This is a genomic window from Nostoc sp., assembly GCF_036919895.1.
In the GTDB taxonomy this organism is placed as follows: Bacteria; Cyanobacteriota; Cyanobacteriia; order Cyanobacteriales; family Nostocaceae; genus Nostoc.
Genome location: NZ_JBALBW010000138.1, coordinates 50,677 through 66,488 on the forward strand (window position 1 = coordinate 50,677; position 15,812 = coordinate 66,488).

At 42.5% G+C, this 15,812-nt stretch carries 17 protein-coding genes, 1 tRNA gene and 1 pseudogene; 10 read left to right on the forward strand and 9 right to left on the reverse strand.

Annotated features, from left to right (window positions below):
* The 5 genes from V7K55_RS27255 to V7K55_RS27275 are packed head-to-tail and all read left to right on the forward strand — an operon-like array spanning position 1 to position 5,130.
* The gene (locus tag V7K55_RS27255) at positions 1-1,212 is read left to right on the forward strand and encodes a glycosyltransferase family 4 protein (protein WP_334836509.1); all 1,212 of its coding nucleotides are present in this window, start codon (positions 1-3) and stop codon (positions 1,210-1,212) included.
* 35 nt (positions 1,213-1,247) lie between these two features.
* Positions 1,248-2,207 carry a glycosyltransferase family 10 domain-containing protein gene (locus tag V7K55_RS27260; protein WP_334836479.1) on the forward strand — a complete coding sequence of 320 codons (960 nt, stop codon included), beginning with the start codon at positions 1,248-1,250 and terminating at the stop codon, positions 2,205-2,207.
* Between the two features lie 3 nt (positions 2,208-2,210).
* On the forward strand, positions 2,211-3,191 hold the full coding sequence (locus V7K55_RS27265) for an Npun_R2821/Npun_R2822 family protein (protein ID WP_334836481.1): 981 nt from the start codon (positions 2,211-2,213) through the stop codon (positions 3,189-3,191).
* Positions 3,192-3,194: 3 nt separating this feature from the next.
* On the forward strand, positions 3,195-4,085 hold the full coding sequence (locus V7K55_RS27270; RefSeq protein WP_334836483.1) for an Npun_R2821/Npun_R2822 family protein: 891 nt from the start codon (positions 3,195-3,197) through the stop codon (positions 4,083-4,085).
* A 16-nt stretch (positions 4,086-4,101) separates the two neighbouring features.
* On the forward strand, positions 4,102-5,130 hold the full coding sequence (locus V7K55_RS27275) for an Npun_R2821/Npun_R2822 family protein (protein WP_334836485.1): 1,029 nt from the start codon (positions 4,102-4,104) through the stop codon (positions 5,128-5,130).
* 54 nt (positions 5,131-5,184) lie between these two features.
* Here V7K55_RS27275 and V7K55_RS27280 read toward each other — a convergent pair whose 3' ends face one another.
* The 4 genes from V7K55_RS27280 to V7K55_RS27295 form a co-directional block, all read right to left on the reverse strand.
* Positions 5,185-6,066: a hypothetical protein gene (locus V7K55_RS27280; protein WP_334836487.1), complete on the reverse strand. Its 882-nt coding sequence runs from the start codon at positions 6,064-6,066 to the stop codon at positions 5,185-5,187.
* A gap of 244 nt (positions 6,067-6,310) precedes the next feature.
* Positions 6,311-6,679 carry a hypothetical protein gene (locus tag V7K55_RS27285; RefSeq protein WP_094341150.1) on the reverse strand — a complete coding sequence of 123 codons (369 nt, stop codon included), beginning with the start codon at positions 6,677-6,679 and terminating at the stop codon, positions 6,311-6,313.
* Between the two features lie 28 nt (positions 6,680-6,707).
* Positions 6,708-8,432: an ABC1 kinase family protein gene (locus V7K55_RS27290; protein ID WP_334836490.1), complete on the reverse strand. Its 1,725-nt coding sequence runs from the start codon at positions 8,430-8,432 to the stop codon at positions 6,708-6,710.
* Between the two features lie 640 nt (positions 8,433-9,072).
* A complete protein-coding gene (locus V7K55_RS27295) occupies positions 9,073-10,044 on the reverse strand; it encodes an AraC family transcriptional regulator (protein WP_334836493.1) in 972 nt (323 codons plus the stop codon).
* A gap of 209 nt (positions 10,045-10,253) precedes the next feature.
* On the opposite strand from V7K55_RS27295, the gene V7K55_RS27610 reads away from it, so the two are divergent.
* The 5 genes and pseudogenes from V7K55_RS27610 to V7K55_RS27615 all read left to right on the forward strand — a co-directional run.
* Positions 10,254-10,673 carry a (R)-mandelonitrile lyase gene (locus V7K55_RS27610; RefSeq protein ID WP_442949122.1) on the forward strand — a complete coding sequence of 140 codons (420 nt, stop codon included), beginning with the start codon at positions 10,254-10,256 and terminating at the stop codon, positions 10,671-10,673.
* Between the two features lie 92 nt (positions 10,674-10,765).
* Positions 10,766-11,536: an SDR family oxidoreductase gene (locus V7K55_RS27310; RefSeq protein WP_334836495.1), complete on the forward strand. Its 771-nt coding sequence runs from the start codon at positions 10,766-10,768 to the stop codon at positions 11,534-11,536.
* 163 nt (positions 11,537-11,699) lie between these two features.
* A complete protein-coding gene (locus V7K55_RS27315) occupies positions 11,700-12,275 on the forward strand; it encodes an aldo/keto reductase (RefSeq protein ID WP_334836497.1) in 576 nt (191 codons plus the stop codon).
* Positions 12,276-12,282: 7 nt separating this feature from the next.
* The gene (locus tag V7K55_RS27320; RefSeq protein WP_334836499.1) at positions 12,283-12,708 is read left to right on the forward strand and encodes an aldo/keto reductase; all 426 of its coding nucleotides are present in this window, start codon (positions 12,283-12,285) and stop codon (positions 12,706-12,708) included.
* 10 nt (positions 12,709-12,718) lie between these two features.
* Positions 12,719-12,838, forward strand: a pseudogene (locus V7K55_RS27615) (SDR family NAD(P)-dependent oxidoreductase); the annotation flags it as partial.
* A 67-nt stretch (positions 12,839-12,905) separates the two neighbouring features.
* On the opposite strand, the gene V7K55_RS27620 reads toward V7K55_RS27615, so the two are convergent.
* The 5 genes from V7K55_RS27620 to V7K55_RS27345 all read right to left on the reverse strand — a co-directional run bounded on the left by V7K55_RS27620 (position 12,906) and on the right by V7K55_RS27345 (position 15,394).
* Complete coding sequence (locus V7K55_RS27620; protein ID WP_442949123.1) at positions 12,906-13,088, reverse strand: hypothetical protein; 183 nt, start codon at positions 13,086-13,088, stop codon at positions 12,906-12,908.
* A 291-nt stretch (positions 13,089-13,379) separates the two neighbouring features.
* A tRNA-Asn gene (locus tag V7K55_RS27330) sits at positions 13,380-13,451 on the reverse strand.
* Positions 13,452-13,600: 149 nt separating this feature from the next.
* Positions 13,601-14,149 (reverse strand): NYN domain-containing protein, encoded by a 549-nt coding sequence (locus V7K55_RS27335; RefSeq protein WP_334836503.1) that lies wholly within the window; start codon positions 14,147-14,149, stop codon positions 13,601-13,603.
* 281 nt (positions 14,150-14,430) lie between these two features.
* Complete coding sequence (locus V7K55_RS27340; RefSeq protein WP_094332285.1) at positions 14,431-15,108, reverse strand: ABC transporter ATP-binding protein; 678 nt, start codon at positions 15,106-15,108, stop codon at positions 14,431-14,433.
* A gap of 13 nt (positions 15,109-15,121) precedes the next feature.
* The gene (locus tag V7K55_RS27345; RefSeq protein WP_012410874.1) at positions 15,122-15,394 is read right to left on the reverse strand and encodes a hypothetical protein; all 273 of its coding nucleotides are present in this window, start codon (positions 15,392-15,394) and stop codon (positions 15,122-15,124) included.
* Positions 15,395-15,812 lie beyond the last annotated feature (418 nt).

Sequence of the window (15,812 nt, forward strand, 5' to 3'; positions counted from 1 at the left end):
ATGAAAAATCCTCCTTTAAAACAGCACTATATTTTTTTTATTGGTGAAGAACTACCCCAGCCAGAGGCTCACCTAGTGCAGTCTACAAATGCAGCCAATGCCGCCGCCAACTTGGGATACTCAACAGTTTTGGTATACCACGACAAAGGAGCAAAAGCTAGTAATCCAGTTAATTTATTACGTCCTTTTCAACCGAAAAAAACACCAGTAGAACTTGTTCAATATTACAACCTCCATGACAAATTAAAAGTTGCTCCCTTACCAATGCCTTGGCCAATTGACCATTTTCGGAGCAAATTTACTGACTCTAACACCATTGCCAGTAAGTATTATTTACCATTTCATATACTTCCAACTACTAAACTTGTCCACAGTCGTAACTGGAATTTTATCAAAGCTGCCATCAAAAATGGTATTCCGGCAATTTATGAACACCACCACCATGAAGAGAAACCCTTTGAACTAGAAATTGTTACAAATCCACTTTTGCAAATTGCTGTAACCGTTGTAGACACAATCCGCGAAAGCATGATTAAAAATGGGATGCCCCCAGAAAAAGTAATTAAGCTGCACAATGGTTTTAACCGCTTATTTATGGAAAGACAACCAGAAAAAGCGGCAGAATGGCGGAAAAAACTGTTGCGAGACGAAAGCCAATCTTTAGTAGTTTATGCGGGAGCTTTGCAGCAATTTAAAGGTATTGATGTACTAATTGATGTGGCTAATGAAATGCCTAATGTGCAATTTGCCTGTGCAGGTGGCAAGCCAGCAGAAGTTGAATACTATCAGAAATTAGTAACAGAAAAACAGGTTCATAATATTAAATTTTTGGGCTATATCTTGCATAATGAGTTAGCATCTTTGCTACAAGCAGCTGATGTTTTAGCTCACCCTCATTGTTCGGGAAAAGCGGCAACTTTCACGTCTCCCTTAAAGCTATTTGACTACTTCGCTTCTGGAACTCCCATTGTTGCGACGGAAATTCCTTCATTAGTTGAGTTTCAAGATACTCAGTCTATTACTGCTTGGTGTGAGCCAGATAATTCCAGCAAATTTGCCGAAAGTCTGAAGCGGGTTTTAGAAACTCATCCCAGAAAAATAGAAGGTTATCCAGATAGTATCGAGTTTGTTAAGCAGTTTTCTTGGGAAAATCGAGCGGCAAAAATCCTTAGTTATGTTGATAAATCTCTGCTTCCTCTAGTTATCGCATAAAAAAGAATGTAGAAGACAAATAACTAATAACTAAAATGACTATCAAAACTGTAGGTATGATTAGCAGCTATCGAGGTTTAGAAACTAGAGCCGATTGGCTGTGGCAACAAACCCCGCATCAATTTGGAGTTTGGGGCAATATGCAAATGCAAGCACTAGCAACCAAACCAGATTTTCTACTGATGTATCAATTTGATTTTCCCCAAGCAGCGCCACAAAAATCTTGGTTAGATAGTTTTCGCAAACAGCGCCAGAAATCAGTAGTAAATGTTGATTCTCTACTGCGTGGTGTCAACAAAGAGCGAATTATTTATTTGCTAAGGGAACCGCCTTTAGATGAAATTGTCGAAATAACTAATCATAATTATCAACAAGCCCAGAAGTATTGCAGCTACATTTCTGGCCCCGATGATTTTGCTCCCACTCCTGACTATATGCCTGCTATTTGGTATCACTCAAATTCATTTCAAGATTTAAATGAAATGCCACCGCCTCAAAAGGTTGCCCCATGTAGTTGGATTACTTCAGGAATTAGTCGCACAGCCAAGCATCGCCAGCGTTTAGACTTTTTGCAGTCCCTACAATCTAGTGGCATTAAATTTGATTTATATGGGCGAAACTTACCAGAATCGGCTAAAAAGTCAGGAGAACTAGGTAACAAATGGTATGGCATGGCTCCATACTATTACAATTTGGCAATTGAAAATTATGCTGATAATAATTGGTATGTGAGCGAGAAACTTTGGGATAGTTTACTTGCGTGGTGTTTACCAATTTACTATGGTGGCCCGGCTGCTGATAAATTATTGCCACCAGGTAGTTTTTTGCGGCTGCCCAGTTTAGATGAAAAAGGTATTGCCTACATCAAAGAAGTTACAGCTACACCTGATGCTTGGTATGCTGCCAAAGATGCGATCGCAGAAGCACGTCAAATCATTTTACACAAATTAAACTTGCTTAACTGGTTATCAAATTTTGTCGATAAACACTCATAAATTATGAATGGTATTTGTACCCTTGGCAATGATTATGTTTTCGATCAACTGGTGGCTCTGCTCAACAGTATTGATGTTATTTTAGGCTCAGAAACTCCTGTTTGCATTTATCCTTTCGACGATCGGACACAGCGAATTGCTGATGAAATAGCTAAACGCCCTAATGTATTTCTTTACGACGATTGCGAATCAATCAACCGTTGGGATCAATTTATGCTCTCAGCAGCACCAGAACGATTGAATCGTAGTAAATCACGTTTGTATGGCGCTCACCGTCGTTTTTGTGCTTTTGATGGGCCATTCGATAAGTTTATCTATTTAGATGCAGACACCTTGGTGATGAACTCACTAGCAACAGTGTTTGAAAAGCTAGATACTTATGATTTTGTTGTCTACGATTTTCAATTTAAAGACGTTAGTAAAATATACAATGTTAATTCTCCTAAATTACAAGAAACTTTCGAGCAAAAGCGGATAGATTCTGAAATCTTTTGCTCAGGTTTCTATGGCGCGAAGCGGGGAATATTTAACTCAGAACAAAGAGATTTACTGATATCCCATTTACAAAATGGTGAGGCGGAAATATTGTATGGCGGTGCTGGCGAACAACCGTTGATTAACTACATGGTAATGAGGTCTAATCTTTCTATTTATAACTTTGCTCGGCAACTACCAGATAATCAAAAAACCGGATGTTCTGCTACATCTAAGCACTTCGAGGAACGAGAACACCTTCTTTATGACAAAGGTAATCGACTAACTTATCTTCATTATATTGGTATTCCTCCTGAGATCAATCAAGCAGTCTGTGCTGGGGAAAATATTGAGTTTCCCTATCGAGATTTATTTCTCTACTATCGTTACTTACACGAACCAGAGAAGTTTCCAGTCTTTACAAATCCTCCTAAGAATTATAATGACGCTCCAGTACCAAATTTACTTACAAGAGCTTTGCGGAAATTTAAGTTAATTAACCAAGGATAATTTATGAGCAAGGGAATTTATATTGTTGCTAATGACCGTGTTATCGATAATGCGATCGCTTTACTCAATAGCATTCGTTACTATGACCCAGAAGTAACCATTTATCTCATACCATTTAATGAAGATTATCACAAGGTAGCAGAGCAGCTTACTACCTTACACAACGTGCAAATTTTTCCAGATTTAGAACTTATTGATACATTTACCAAACGCATCGGAGAAATTTTTGATAGAGATTTCCTCGCCTTACCCAATAAGATGCGTAAACTTGTGGCGTGGTTTGGCCCTTTAGATGAGTTTATCTATATTGATACAGATATTGTCGTTTTTGAAAAAATCGCCGACAATTTAGACAAACTTTCAGAAGTCGATTTCTTCTGTTGTGATTACCATCATGCCAATGACAAGCTGCGAAATATCTTTTCCCCATTTGTGAAAGAGCAGGAAATTTTTTCCGATGCCCAACTTCAAGACGTTTTTAACAGTGGTTTTTGGGCTTCGAGAAAAGGAGTTATTACCGAACAACAAATGGATGAAGCTTTGCGAGAGTGTGCGGCGCATCGTGAATATTTCGATTTTTCTGAAGGAGTTACAGATCAACCAATTTTAAATTATCTTGTTCTCAAACTAATTTCTAAACGGGGAAATCTCGTTAAAATTCCTGGGGGTGGGCCTGGTAGTTGGGCTGGTTCACAAAATTTCCAACAGCAAGATTACGCCCTCTATGACCGAGGACAACGATTAAAATATCTCCATTGGGCTGGTACGCGAATGAAAACTGGTAGTCCCTATTGGCAATTGTGGGAACACTATCGTTATCTCCATGAGGGCAAATTCGCTTTCATCCCCAAACTGACTCGCCGTTTATTTCCCTTTGTTGCTGCCCGCACTTAATATTAGGAGTATCCCAATGATTGATGGCATTTACATCCTAGCCAATGATGTTGTCTACGATCAACTAGTTGCTTTACTTAATAGCATAGAAGCTAATGCTGGTAGACCAATTCCTGTTTGTGTAATTCCATATAATGAGCGGTTAGACAAGGTAAAAGCAGAGGTTGCAGCTAGAGATAATGTCACCTTATTTGAAGATTATGCTTCCATAGCTCGTTGGGAAGATTTTGGCACTCGGATCTGGAAAGCTCATCCAAGAGCATTAAAACTGTGGCAAGAATATGGCTTACCAGAGAATTATCGAGTAGAAAGGCATCGAAAACTTTGCTGTCTGGATGGCCCTTTTAACAAGTTTATCTTCTTTGACGGAGATACGTTGTTAATGAAACCACTGGATGATGTTTATCAAAAGCTGGATGAATATGATTGGCTCACGAATGACTTTCAATATAAGTCGGATTTGGATTATATTTTTAACTGGACAGAAGATAAACTAGAAAAAGTTTTTTCTCTCAAAAATATTAGTAAGAATGTTTTTTGTTCAGGTTGGTTTGCTTCTAAAAAGGGTGTGTTTGATGATGCAATGTTAGCAAACTTACTAGAAAAGTTAGAAGCAGGCGAAGCTGATGCACTAGCGTGGGCAGATTCCGATCAAACAGTTCTCAACTATTTAGTTTTACGAAGTGGGATATCTTACTATAATTACGCCGCTCATACTTCAGCGACTGGGAACCACTGGAGTTCTAAATTTGATGTTGTAGATAATATTCTTTACGACCAAGGAAAACCCCTGACTTACATTCACTATATGAGTGTATCTTCTTCAGATTTCGCGAGGCTTTGCACTGGTGAAGATGTTAATATCCCATATCGAGATGTGTTTTTGTATTATAGATATTTAAAGTCACCAGAACAAAGACCCAAAAGCTTTAAGCGTCAGAATCCATTAATCCGTCTACAAAAGACTACTACAAGTTTTTTAAATCAAAAAGTCAGCAATATTAAGCTTAACTATCGTAATTTTAAGGATAAAATTACTAAATAATTAAGCAAGGTAAGACTTAAAGTTTTTTGAATTTGTAACTAATTTATTGCTCAATTATCGGTAATAAAAATTAAAGTCTTTCAAAGTTATAATTCTTAAACGGAGGAAATTATATAAATACTTAAGAGTTTTATTGATTTTAAGTATAATTCTTTTCCCAATGAAGCGTTCGGGGTATTCTAGCTTTGCTTGTTGCTCAAAATATATTGCCATGTCCTCCATTTTCGACTCTCCCTTTTTGATTCTGACGAATTCAACTCTATTCTTAAAGAAAGAGATACCCTCCATTGCACTCCATCTTACAGGTAAACCAGCTTTAGCAGCTGCTAAACCTATTGCATTTCCTTCGGAGTCATAGAGTCCGTTTAACTCACAATAAGATGCGATAATTTCCCACTGTTTAAGAAATTCTATTTCCTTTCCAGAGTCTTTTGTAACTGCAAATAAATATTCGTAGACAAAGTTAATATTTTCATTTTCTAGTTCTAGATTTAACTTTGAAGCAGCCTTTTTAGCCACTTGAAACTCCTTCAAAAGTTTGGCATCAGGATTACCAGCTAGAACCTTAGCATACTTTTTAGGCATATTTTCACAACCCCTTGCCGTTATTCCTGCTCTTGAAATCCATTGCGGAAATTGTGGAACTGGTGCCAATATTCGCATATCTGCATCAATGAATATGCATGAATTGAATAAAGATAAACTCTTGGCTATTGCAAATCTTTTGTCATGGTAAAACTTCACACTTTGTTGTCTATGCTGAAATGCTAAAACGTTAGACTGTTGGCTAAAGTCGCTAGGAGAGTCAGTTAAAACAATAAAAGAACTATTGGGTGAATATTTTTTGATATCTTTAGCTAATAACAATGCAAGATCGCGATAGTTCTTACCACATGCTAAAGTACAAAAACAAAATTCTTTTTTGTCTTGATTCATAGCTTTTTACGCTCCTTCTAATCTGCAAATTCATAGTTGCTACCTCTTTGGGCAGATATATGAAATTTTCAGTATTTATACGTAATTTTAACGCAATTAACTCTTAGATTTATGAAATAGCAATAAAAAATAAGTATTCACCACTAGCTAACGATCTCATCTTTAGTAGACATCATTGCTGGCGGTGAGAATTTAGGGTAATTTTATATGTTGATAAAGCGTTCTACTATCTAAGAAAAAGAATCTAAACATCTAAATCTAAAGATTGCATACCTTCGCGTTCTATAAAGGTCATCATACTTCCTAGTTGCAACCAAACTAGCAAACAAGTAAACAGACTAATTGGTAGACCAACTCCCAAAGCCAAAGTGGAGGGAAAGCCAAATATCTCTAAACCTGAAGAGAGAAATAGACAAGTACCGCCGGTTATGCCGATAAATGGCACAAGTAATTGTTTCAGTGAGGAACGTGGCTTAGTATTTTCTCCTCGTTCGCTTGGCCAATTCTGCACAATTACTTTCAAAGTGCCAGATAATGCCAAACCAGATGTTAATGCTGTCAAAAAGCCAACAAGTAAGAGGAAATAAGGCGGTTGTAGAGGAAAATAGTACATTAAAACTCCTGATTTATATTAAAGATTTTTAGTTTTTACTTGCTGACTGGTTTTCAGAAAAAGGCACTGGGAATGTAGTTTTTGGGAGAATAGCTGCTGCACTTTCTCTAGATAAATTTGTTAAAATGCCGATCGCTACATTTAATAAACGATCCGGTTTTAAGTCATCTTTAACCAGGTTCCACAGGCGTTGGACATCTTCGGTGTGGAGGCGGTCATCTTCGGTGAGAGCCAGCACTAGCTGCCGCCGCAGAAATTTGCCTTCTTCGGACATCAAAAACTGGAATCCCATCTGGGCTGTGGGCAAGACATCAAAGTTGTTATCACTTCGAGCGATCGCAATTAAATTCTCTAACCGTTGCCACTGAAATTTACCATCTTTGAATAACACATTCAATAATCGCCGCCGTAATTCTGGCGATTCCCCTGTCAGCAACCGCCGTGCTATATAGGGATAACCCACTTCCACAATTTTGAAATCTGGGTTGAGGCTCAGGGCAATACCTTCTTGAGTCACCAAGGAACGAATAATTAAAGCAAACTTCGCCGGAACTCGGAAAGGATATTCGTACATCAGTTCCGAGAATTCATCGGTAATCGTTTTGAAGTTAAAATCTTTAACATTTTTGCCAATGGCGTTTCCTAGCACCGCTTCTAAGGCTGGCACAATCGGGCAAATATTCGTGTCTGGAGTCAAAAATCCTAATTTTACAAAGTCTTCGGCTAAGTCGGTATAGTCTTTATTCACCAAATGCACTAGCGCATCCACAAGCGTTTCTTTGGTGTTTTCCTCCAACTGATCCATCATGCCGAAGTCAATATAAGCCATCCGACCATCGGTTACAGCAAATAAATTGCCAGGATGAGGGTCAGCATGGAAGAAGCCATATTCTAAAAGCTGTTGCAATCCTGATGTAACAGCAATTTGGATAATCGCTTCTGGGTCTAAACCTGCTTCGCGGATGCTTTTAGTATCGGTCAGCTTGAAGCCGTTAATCCATTCCAGGGTTAAAACATGGGTATTGGTATAACGCCAGTAAATTCCTGGAACTTTAACTTGTGGGTTGTTGCGGAAGTTGCTAGCAAATTTTTCGGCGTTGCGGCCTTCATTTATATAGTCAATTTCTTCAAATAGCTTCGTGCCAAACTCGTCCACGATTAAAGTTAGGTCGTGACCGAGATTGAGAGGCAACCAAGGAGCTACCCAACTCGCCCCCCAGCGCAATAAGTAGAGGTCGCGGGTGAGAGTCGGGCGTAAGTTGGGGCGTTGCACCTTCACTGCCACTTCTTCGCCAGTGATCAGACGACCACGGTATACTTGACCCAAGCTAGCAGCAGCGACTGGATGAGGTGACAGTTCGCTAAAACTTTCATGAATTGGACGGTCTAGCTCGGTTTCGATAATCTGGTAAGCGATCGCATCATCGAAAGGTGGTAGCTGATCTTGTAATTTGATCAGTTCTTCTAGAAAATCCTTACGGATTAAGTCTGGTCTGGTGGAGAGGGCTTGACCAACTTTAATAAAAGTCGGGCCGAGGCTAGTGAGCAGTTCTCGCAACTGGATAGCTCGTTTACCCTTGTTTTGCTCAACTTTGTCTAGCCATTCGTCCCACTTGAGACTAAATATAAATCCTGCAAAAGAGGAGATAATTCTCAGCACTCGCCCCCATGCTAGCCAGGGACGGTAACTATAATAGCGAGCGATCGCATCTGGATTATAGAGTTTTAGCTGAGTAGGTTGATACTGACCCACGCCTTTATTTGCCTCTTCAACTGAAAAATTTACAATTGTTCTTTCTCTACTCAACCCACAAGTTAGTTGCAGGTAAAAGGTAGCGGTAGTTTTTTATCTAAAACAACTCGAACCCTGCATTTTTGGGATACTGTTCAAGATAGTTTTAGCATTTGTTACTACCTAGATTTCTTTATCTTTTTCTTAATTATACTTTATAAAACTACAACTAATTATCCATCTTTTTGGTGATTTTATCTTTTCTTAACCTTATTTTTTATAAATATTAAATATTTACCTGTATATACAAATTTGAGTAGCGGATGACAACTCAGTAACTATATTTGCTATCAGCTACATATTGTAGTAAGTAGATAAACTTAAATTAAACAGAAAATGCTCAGGATAAGGATTCATGACTTTCCATAGAAGTCGTGAATCTTGATATTATGTTTATTTATACCCACTTAATTAAGTGAAAAATACAATATTACATGTGTCAAAAATAACTGTTAAATAAAAATAAACTTTTGTTGAAGAGTATATAAGTAGCTAGATTATTGTTAACTCGATCAATCTGCTGTATTCCTGAAGTAACCACGTTAAAGGATGTTTGGGTGGAAACGATTTCTGCAAAATTAGGACATCTTGAGGAGATCGTTCATATTGAACTAGCAGTTTCCCTAGCAGCTTCTCGCAGCCGCTCCACATCACGTATCGGTGGTGCACCAAAGAGCCGCTTGTACTCTCTGTTGAAGTGCGAGGCATCGTCATAACCCACACGGTAGGCAGCACTGGTAGCGTCAAGGCTTTCCCCCAGCATCAGACGGCGAGCCTCCTGTAGCCGCAGTTGCTTCTGGAACTGTAAGGGACTCATTGCAGTGACAGACTTAAAGTGATGGTGAAAGCCCGAAACACTCATTCCAAGCTCTCGTGCAATACTTTCAATCCGAAGTGGCTCGTTAAAGTCTTTACGAAGTCGCTCGATGGCTCTGGCAATGTGGTAGGTGTAGCCACCCAGAACTGCAATATGACGGAGCCGATTACCTTGCTCTCCCATCAGGAGTCGGTAAATGATTTCCCGCTTAATCAGTGGTGCGAGAACATGAACTTCTGTAGGGGAATCTAGAAGCCTGACGAGCCGCACCACAGCGTCTAATAGATTTGCATTCAACGGACTTACGTCAATCGCTTTCACATCAGCACGGCTGCGCGATGAGGGATACCCTGCTTCGACCATCACTGAGCCAACGAGGGTGGGGTCGAGATCGAGGCGAAGGCTAAAGTACGGTTGCGCCTTTGACGCTTCCAGAATTTGACTGACAATCGGCAGTTCAGCCGTAGCAAGCAGATAATGCATCGGGTCATATTGATAGCGATCGCCGCCCAGAAGAACTTCTTTGCTGCCCTGAGCGATCGCACAAAAGGCAGGGATAGAGACACTATGAAGGCATTCCGAAGGTGAGGAGGAGCAGTTGAAGTGCAATCCTTTCAGTGGCTCAATCGTCCCATCATGAGGAATCGCGTGTGCGATACGCTCTTTGAGTTCGTCTCTGTTGGCTTGCGCTCTGTCTACCTCGCGCTTTTGCGGGTCAGCGATATCGGACTTTTCACTCGTTTTAGCAGCGTTCATTTCTAAGTTTGCAGAATTGTACAACAATCTTAGACGATCGTTCTATTGCTTTCCCTTGAGGATTCTTAGAATGAACCTAAAGCAATGAAAAATGATTTCGGCTTCTTATAAGCATTCTGGATTTTTATTCAAGAGAAAACTCAATTTTGATTGAGCAAGAGACTTGTCTGCTAGCCATAGAAATGGCATCAAGTGAAGGAATTAAGAAAATGGACATTAAAAAAAGTGGCTCACAGCCTTCCGCCAAAGGGCCGTCCGAGTATTTTACAGGTACTGTCCGCATTGACCCCCTGTTTGAGGCGCACGATCCAGCACGCACATCTGGAGCCAGTGTCACATTTGAGCCTGGTGCTAGGACAGCATGGCACACCCACCCATTGGGACAAACCCTAATCGTGACGGCTGGCTGTGGCCTTATACAACGATGGGGCGGCTCAATCGAGCAAATTCAGCCGGGGGACACGATTTGGATCTCGCCAGGTGAGAAGCATTGGCACGGTGCCACAGCAACCACAGCGATGACGCACATCGCCATTCAGGAATGGCTCGACGGCAAGCCCGTGGACTGGACGGAAAAGGTCAGCGACGAGCAATATCACAAGCGATCGCCAGATCCGAAATTCTTGTGAGTTGAGATGTACGTCCTTGGCTCCACTACACGGCAATAGATCGTGGAAATTCTGATAAAGACTTTCCGAATAAGCAACACAAGGAGTAAAAAATGATAACGAACGAGAATGGAAACTACACAGGAAAGGTTGCGTTTGTGACCGGAGCAGCGAACGGCATCGGTCGAGCTACGGCGCTGGCATTTGCACGTGAGGGCGCTAATGTGGTGGTCGCTGACATTTCAGAACAGGGCAATCAAGAAACGGCTCGGATGATCGAAGAACTCGGCGGACGAGTGCTCACCGTCACGTGCGACGTGGCGCAAGCCAAGGATGTGAAAGCGGCTCTGGACAAGACCATCAAGACCTTCGGGCGGCTGGACTTTGCCTTTAACAACGCCGGTGTGGAGCAGAAGAATGCAGCAACAGCGGAAATTGAAGAGGAAGAGTGGGATCGGATCGTAGACACCGACCTGCGCAGCGTTTTTCTGTGCATGAAGTATGAAATCCCGCTGCTACTCAAGCAAGGCGGCGGCGCAATCGTGAACACATCATCGGGTGCTGGTGTTATAGGCATCAAGGGCGGAGCCGCATACACCGCCGCAAAACACGGCGTGATCGGACTCACCAAGTCGGCGGCTCTCGACTACGCCTCGCAGAACATCCGCGTCAATGCCGTTGCCCCTGGTTACATTGACACATCGATGATGGATCGCTTCACTGGCGGCACTCCCGAAGGCCGCCAAAAGGTGGTCTCAGAGGAGCCGATTGGAAGGATGGGACAGCCCGAAGAGATCGCCAATGCTGTCGTCTGGCTGTGTTCGGATGCGTCCTCCTTCGTTGTCGGGCACACCCTGGTCATTGATGGCGGTCAAACGGTGTAGTGCCCTGGACGAATGGAACCAGATGATTGACGTAATCCGTGAGACAAAAGACTGCTGCGGCAAGCCCGTGGACTGGATGGAATAGGTCACTGACGAACAATACCAGACCCGATCGTGAAGTAAGACAGTTCCAATCTCTAATTCAAAGACAGGAGTTCAAAAAATGCAAAAGCGCAAACTTGGAAACAGTAATTTGGAAGTCTCGGCCATTGGACTCGGCTGTATGGGAATGAGCTTTTCCTATGGCCCGCCCAAAGACATACAGGAGATGACCGCACTTCTTCAGTCCGCCGTCGAACGCGGCGTTACATTCTTTGACACCGCAGAGGTCTACGGCCCGTTCACCAACGAAGAACTAGTGGGCGAAGCCCTCGCTCCCTTCCGTGGGCAAGTGGCGATCGCCACCAAATTCGGGTTTGACGTGAGTCCAAATTCCGATCCTCGCGGCATTAAGGGTTCCCCTGGATTGAATAGCCGACCAGAACACATCAAGCAGGTCGTGGAAAGCTCGCTCAAGCGACTCAAGGTCGAGACAATCGACCTGCTCTATCAGCACCGGGTTGACCCGAACGTGCCCATCGAAGACGTGGCAGGAGCGGTCAAGGAACTTATTCAGTCAGGTAAGGTGAAGCACTTCGGACTTTCTGAAGCCGGCGTGCAAACGATCCGTCGCGCGCACGCGGTTCAGCCGATCGCTGCTCTCCAAAGCGAATATTTCGTTGTGGACGAGGACTCCTGAAAAGGAAGTGATACCGACCCTTGAAGAACTCGGAATTGGCTTTGTCCCGTATAGCCCGTTGGGAAAGGGCTTTCTGACTGGCAAAATGGATCAAAACACTACATTCGATAGTTCCGACTTCCGCAGCACCCTGCCTCGCTTCACGCCGGAGGCTCTGAAGGTGAATCAGGCCCTGATTAATCTGCTCGGCAGGATCGCAGCACAGAAGCAGGCCACACCGGCTCAGGTTGCGATCGCCTGGCTGCTGGCCCAGAAACCGTGGATTGTTCCGATCCCAGGTACCACGAAGCTGCATCGCTTGGACGAAAACATCGGGGCAGTCTCAGTCGAACTCACGCCCGACGATCTGCATGATATTGATGATGCGGCCTCCAAGATCGTGGTGGAAGGAGCTCGGTATCCCGAAAAACTGGAGCAAATGACAGGTCGCTAAACAGCAAAAAATGCGGACGATCGACGCGAACATTAAGGGGGTTCTGTACGGCATTGCCGCAGCGGTGCGACATCTGCAACAGCAGAAAGCCGGGCATATCATCAATGTCTCCTCTGTGGCTGGTCTTATGGCCAGTCCCATGTGTGCTGGCTCTCTCCGACGTTACGATAGCTCAAGGGGTTGGAAACAAAGGGTAACTATTTGGGTACATTTTCATTTTGTTTACGGGAAGCCACCACTAGCATCAAGGCGTTGCTATCCATCAGCGATCGCAAATTGTCATAAAATCCATTATCGAATTCATCAGGATATTTCAAAAGGCTTTCAAAATCATCCAGACAGATAACAGGTAGTTTTCCTTGCTGTTTCCATTCCTTCACCGCATCTGAAAATGCTTGACGACTAAATCGTGGACATCAGCACCTACAAACGCCACGAGCTTACTTTTCGCATCCTCTAGTAATGGTTCCCAGTCCTTACCAAAAAAGCGTACAGGTTGATGTTCTAACTGCGATTTCTAACGACAAGCCGCTTTGCGTCTACGCAAACTTTGTTGAAATTACAACACTTGTTTAGGACAAGCACCAAAAGACCCATGACTCAGAAACGTCACAGTCGAACCAAGTGACCATAGATGTCTCAAGGATAATCAAAAATCCAAAATTCATAAACTCCCCAGGCCGGATTCGAACCAGCGACCAATCGATTAACAGTCGATCGCTCTACCACTGAGCTACTGAGGACCACTCACAATTTATAATCCTAGGGCTAAAAATAGTATTTGGCAAGTACTTTCGCCAATATTTTTTTCAGATGCTTAATAATTAGATAATTTTTGCAGCCAAAACCCATTCAGAAACTTAAGCAGAGACTCTTAAACACCAAATATCTACTATAATCCCATTCGTAATTCAGCCAAACGCTGCCGTGCCTTAGCATCAATAGCATTAGCTAAAAACCTACTCTTTGATTGTTTACGCGTATGATACTTTTGTCGCATCCGGCAGACAGTAGCTTCAACTTCCCCACAAAGTTGTTGTGCCGACAACCATTCAGCCCCATACCCCTGTATCATCAACTGCTGTGCCCGATCTGATGTAGCAACAATCACACGAGAAATCAAAGATTGGGCTATTTGGTGGCGAAAAGAAGCACACGATTTTTCAATATAAGTATCTGCGGTCTGCCCAAAATCAGTGTAATAAACTGATAAAAGCTCAGTAATAATTTCTTTATTACTAGAGGTATTTTGATACTGGGCATCAAAAACTATCTGAGTTGTGTAACCTTGAAACGCACTATAACCAGTCATTGCTTCCACAAGTTCGCCCCGTGCGGCCTCTAACCCAACGCTATCACGCGTTTTTTTAAGGCAAGGCCAAGCACCTATTATATTGTAGCCGTCCACTAACAAAACGGCTTGGAGTAAGGAACGGGACATGATTTTTAATCACAATTTTCTAGAGTTAACAAAATTCATTCATAAGTTTTATAATAATTGATGCATTGTCTGTAACACTATGCTACACAGAATAAAAATACGGTAGCCTAACAAAACTCAAACCTAAGATAGACGTACCAACTTAAAACGCGCCTTAGTTTAAAAGGCGCGTTGCAGTTCTTTTTCAGTAGTGGTGAAAATCAAGAGTACTGAGTTAAAAGACCACTTATAAAGTAAAAAGTACTTTTTACTTTACTCAGCCCTTAGCCCTCAGCACTTAATTAAGAGGCTTCGCTGTGTACCTCCATCAGACGTTGTTTGAGACGTTGGGCTTCACCTCTATCTACCAGAGAGCCTTTTTCTAGCAAAAAAGCGCCGTCACAGTAATTTAACTCGTCTAATCGATGTGTTACCCACAGGGCTGTGATCCCTCTACTTTTAACAAGGCGACGAACACTAGCAACTAAATCCAACTGGCTATCTGGATCTAGTAAGGCAGTAGGTTCATCTAATAATAGGACTTCACAGCGACGGGCGATCGCACCTGCGATCGCCACTCGTTGTTTCTGTCCCCCAGAGAGTGCATAAATAGGCCGTCGTTGCAGGGTAAGCAAATTCACCGCCCCTAGCGCCTCCTCAACTCTGGCTCTAGTGGCAGCAGGTGGCAACTTTTCTTCCACCAATCCAAAAGCCACATCAGCACCAACCGTTGGCATCACCAGTTGATGATCTGGATTTTGGAAAACAAAACCAACGGGGTGCAAAACCCGAATTTCACCAGACTCAGCAGCTAATAACCCGGCCAGCAGTCTCAGTAACGTTGATTTGCCACTGCCATTTGTACCCAAGAGCATCCAAAACTCACCCTTGGGTACTTCTAAAGAGCAAGATTTGATAACTTTCTCTCCATTCGGCCAACTGAAATTTAAATCCTTGACCTCAATGCCCACTTGAGCCATTTGTCAACCTTGGTTACTCAGCAGCGACAGCGAAAAATCCAGGTGGTCTGCCACCACCAGGGGTTGTACCATCTTTCTGAACAATCTGCACCCCAGAAATTTCACTAGCGCGGACAGCAATTTTTTTCTCTGTCTTGCCCTCGCACTTGAGTTCCACAATGTCAGGATTTCCAGAACGGATGGCTGCCAAAATTAGCTGATACACAGCCTCAGCATCCTCTGCTGACTTACGTTGTACCGAGATAGGGAAAGCAGTGTTTCTGATGCTTAAATCGATGGTAAACATTTAGCAATAATCAAATTTAACTGTGGACTCATTTTAGCGTCAGCTGACTGATTCTAGGGAAATGGGCATTGGGCATTGGGAATTGGGAATTGGATTATTTGTCTTATCTCTCTCATCTGCCCACCTCATTTAGAGCAAAAATTAATTTTTATTACAAAACCCCTAGAAAAATTAACGATTTACACCTAATATTATTAAAGGTGTGTAAAAAATTGTAAACTTGGTTAACAACCTGGTTAACTTTCTGCTTATAGAAGGCCTCTATATAGCCATCTATAATACAGACACAACCTGTACTTATAAACATTTGGAGATTTGCTGTAATGACCATCGCAGTTGGACGTGCGCCCAGTAGAGGGTGGTTTGACGTTCTAGACGACTGGCTCAAGCGCGATCGCTTCGTATTCGTAGGTTGGTC

What these genes read in the sequence shown, in the direction of transcription:
- V7K55_RS27255 (WP_334836509.1), top strand. Translation starts at nt 1, where the DNA reads ATGAAAAATCCTCCTTTAAAACAGCACTATATTTTTTTTATTGGTGAA.
- V7K55_RS27260 (WP_334836479.1), top strand. Translation starts at nt 1,248, where the DNA reads ATGACTATCAAAACTGTAGGTATGATTAGCAGCTATCGAGGTTTAGAA.
- V7K55_RS27265 (WP_334836481.1), top strand. Translation starts at nt 2,211, where the DNA reads ATGAATGGTATTTGTACCCTTGGCAATGATTATGTTTTCGATCAACTG.
- V7K55_RS27270 (WP_334836483.1), top strand. Translation starts at nt 3,195, where the DNA reads ATGAGCAAGGGAATTTATATTGTTGCTAATGACCGTGTTATCGATAAT.
- V7K55_RS27275 (WP_334836485.1), top strand. Translation starts at nt 4,102, where the DNA reads ATGATTGATGGCATTTACATCCTAGCCAATGATGTTGTCTACGATCAA.
- V7K55_RS27280 (WP_334836487.1), bottom strand. Translation starts at nt 6,066, where the DNA reads ATGAATCAAGACAAAAAAGAATTTTGTTTTTGTACTTTAGCATGTGGT.
- V7K55_RS27285 (WP_094341150.1), bottom strand. Translation starts at nt 6,679, where the DNA reads ATGTACTATTTTCCTCTACAACCGCCTTATTTCCTCTTACTTGTTGGC.
- V7K55_RS27295 (WP_334836493.1), bottom strand. Translation starts at nt 10,044, where the DNA reads ATGAACGCTGCTAAAACGAGTGAAAAGTCCGATATCGCTGACCCGCAA.
- V7K55_RS27610 (WP_442949122.1), top strand. Translation starts at nt 10,254, where the DNA reads ATGGACATTAAAAAAAGTGGCTCACAGCCTTCCGCCAAAGGGCCGTCC.
- V7K55_RS27310 (WP_334836495.1), top strand. Translation starts at nt 10,766, where the DNA reads ATGATAACGAACGAGAATGGAAACTACACAGGAAAGGTTGCGTTTGTG.
- V7K55_RS27315 (WP_334836497.1), top strand. Translation starts at nt 11,700, where the DNA reads ATGCAAAAGCGCAAACTTGGAAACAGTAATTTGGAAGTCTCGGCCATT.
- V7K55_RS27335 (WP_334836503.1), bottom strand. Translation starts at nt 14,149, where the DNA reads ATGTCCCGTTCCTTACTCCAAGCCGTTTTGTTAGTGGACGGCTACAAT.
- V7K55_RS27340 (WP_094332285.1), bottom strand. Translation starts at nt 15,108, where the DNA reads ATGGCTCAAGTGGGCATTGAGGTCAAGGATTTAAATTTCAGTTGGCCG.
- V7K55_RS27345 (WP_012410874.1), bottom strand. Translation starts at nt 15,394, where the DNA reads ATGTTTACCATCGATTTAAGCATCAGAAACACTGCTTTCCCTATCTCG.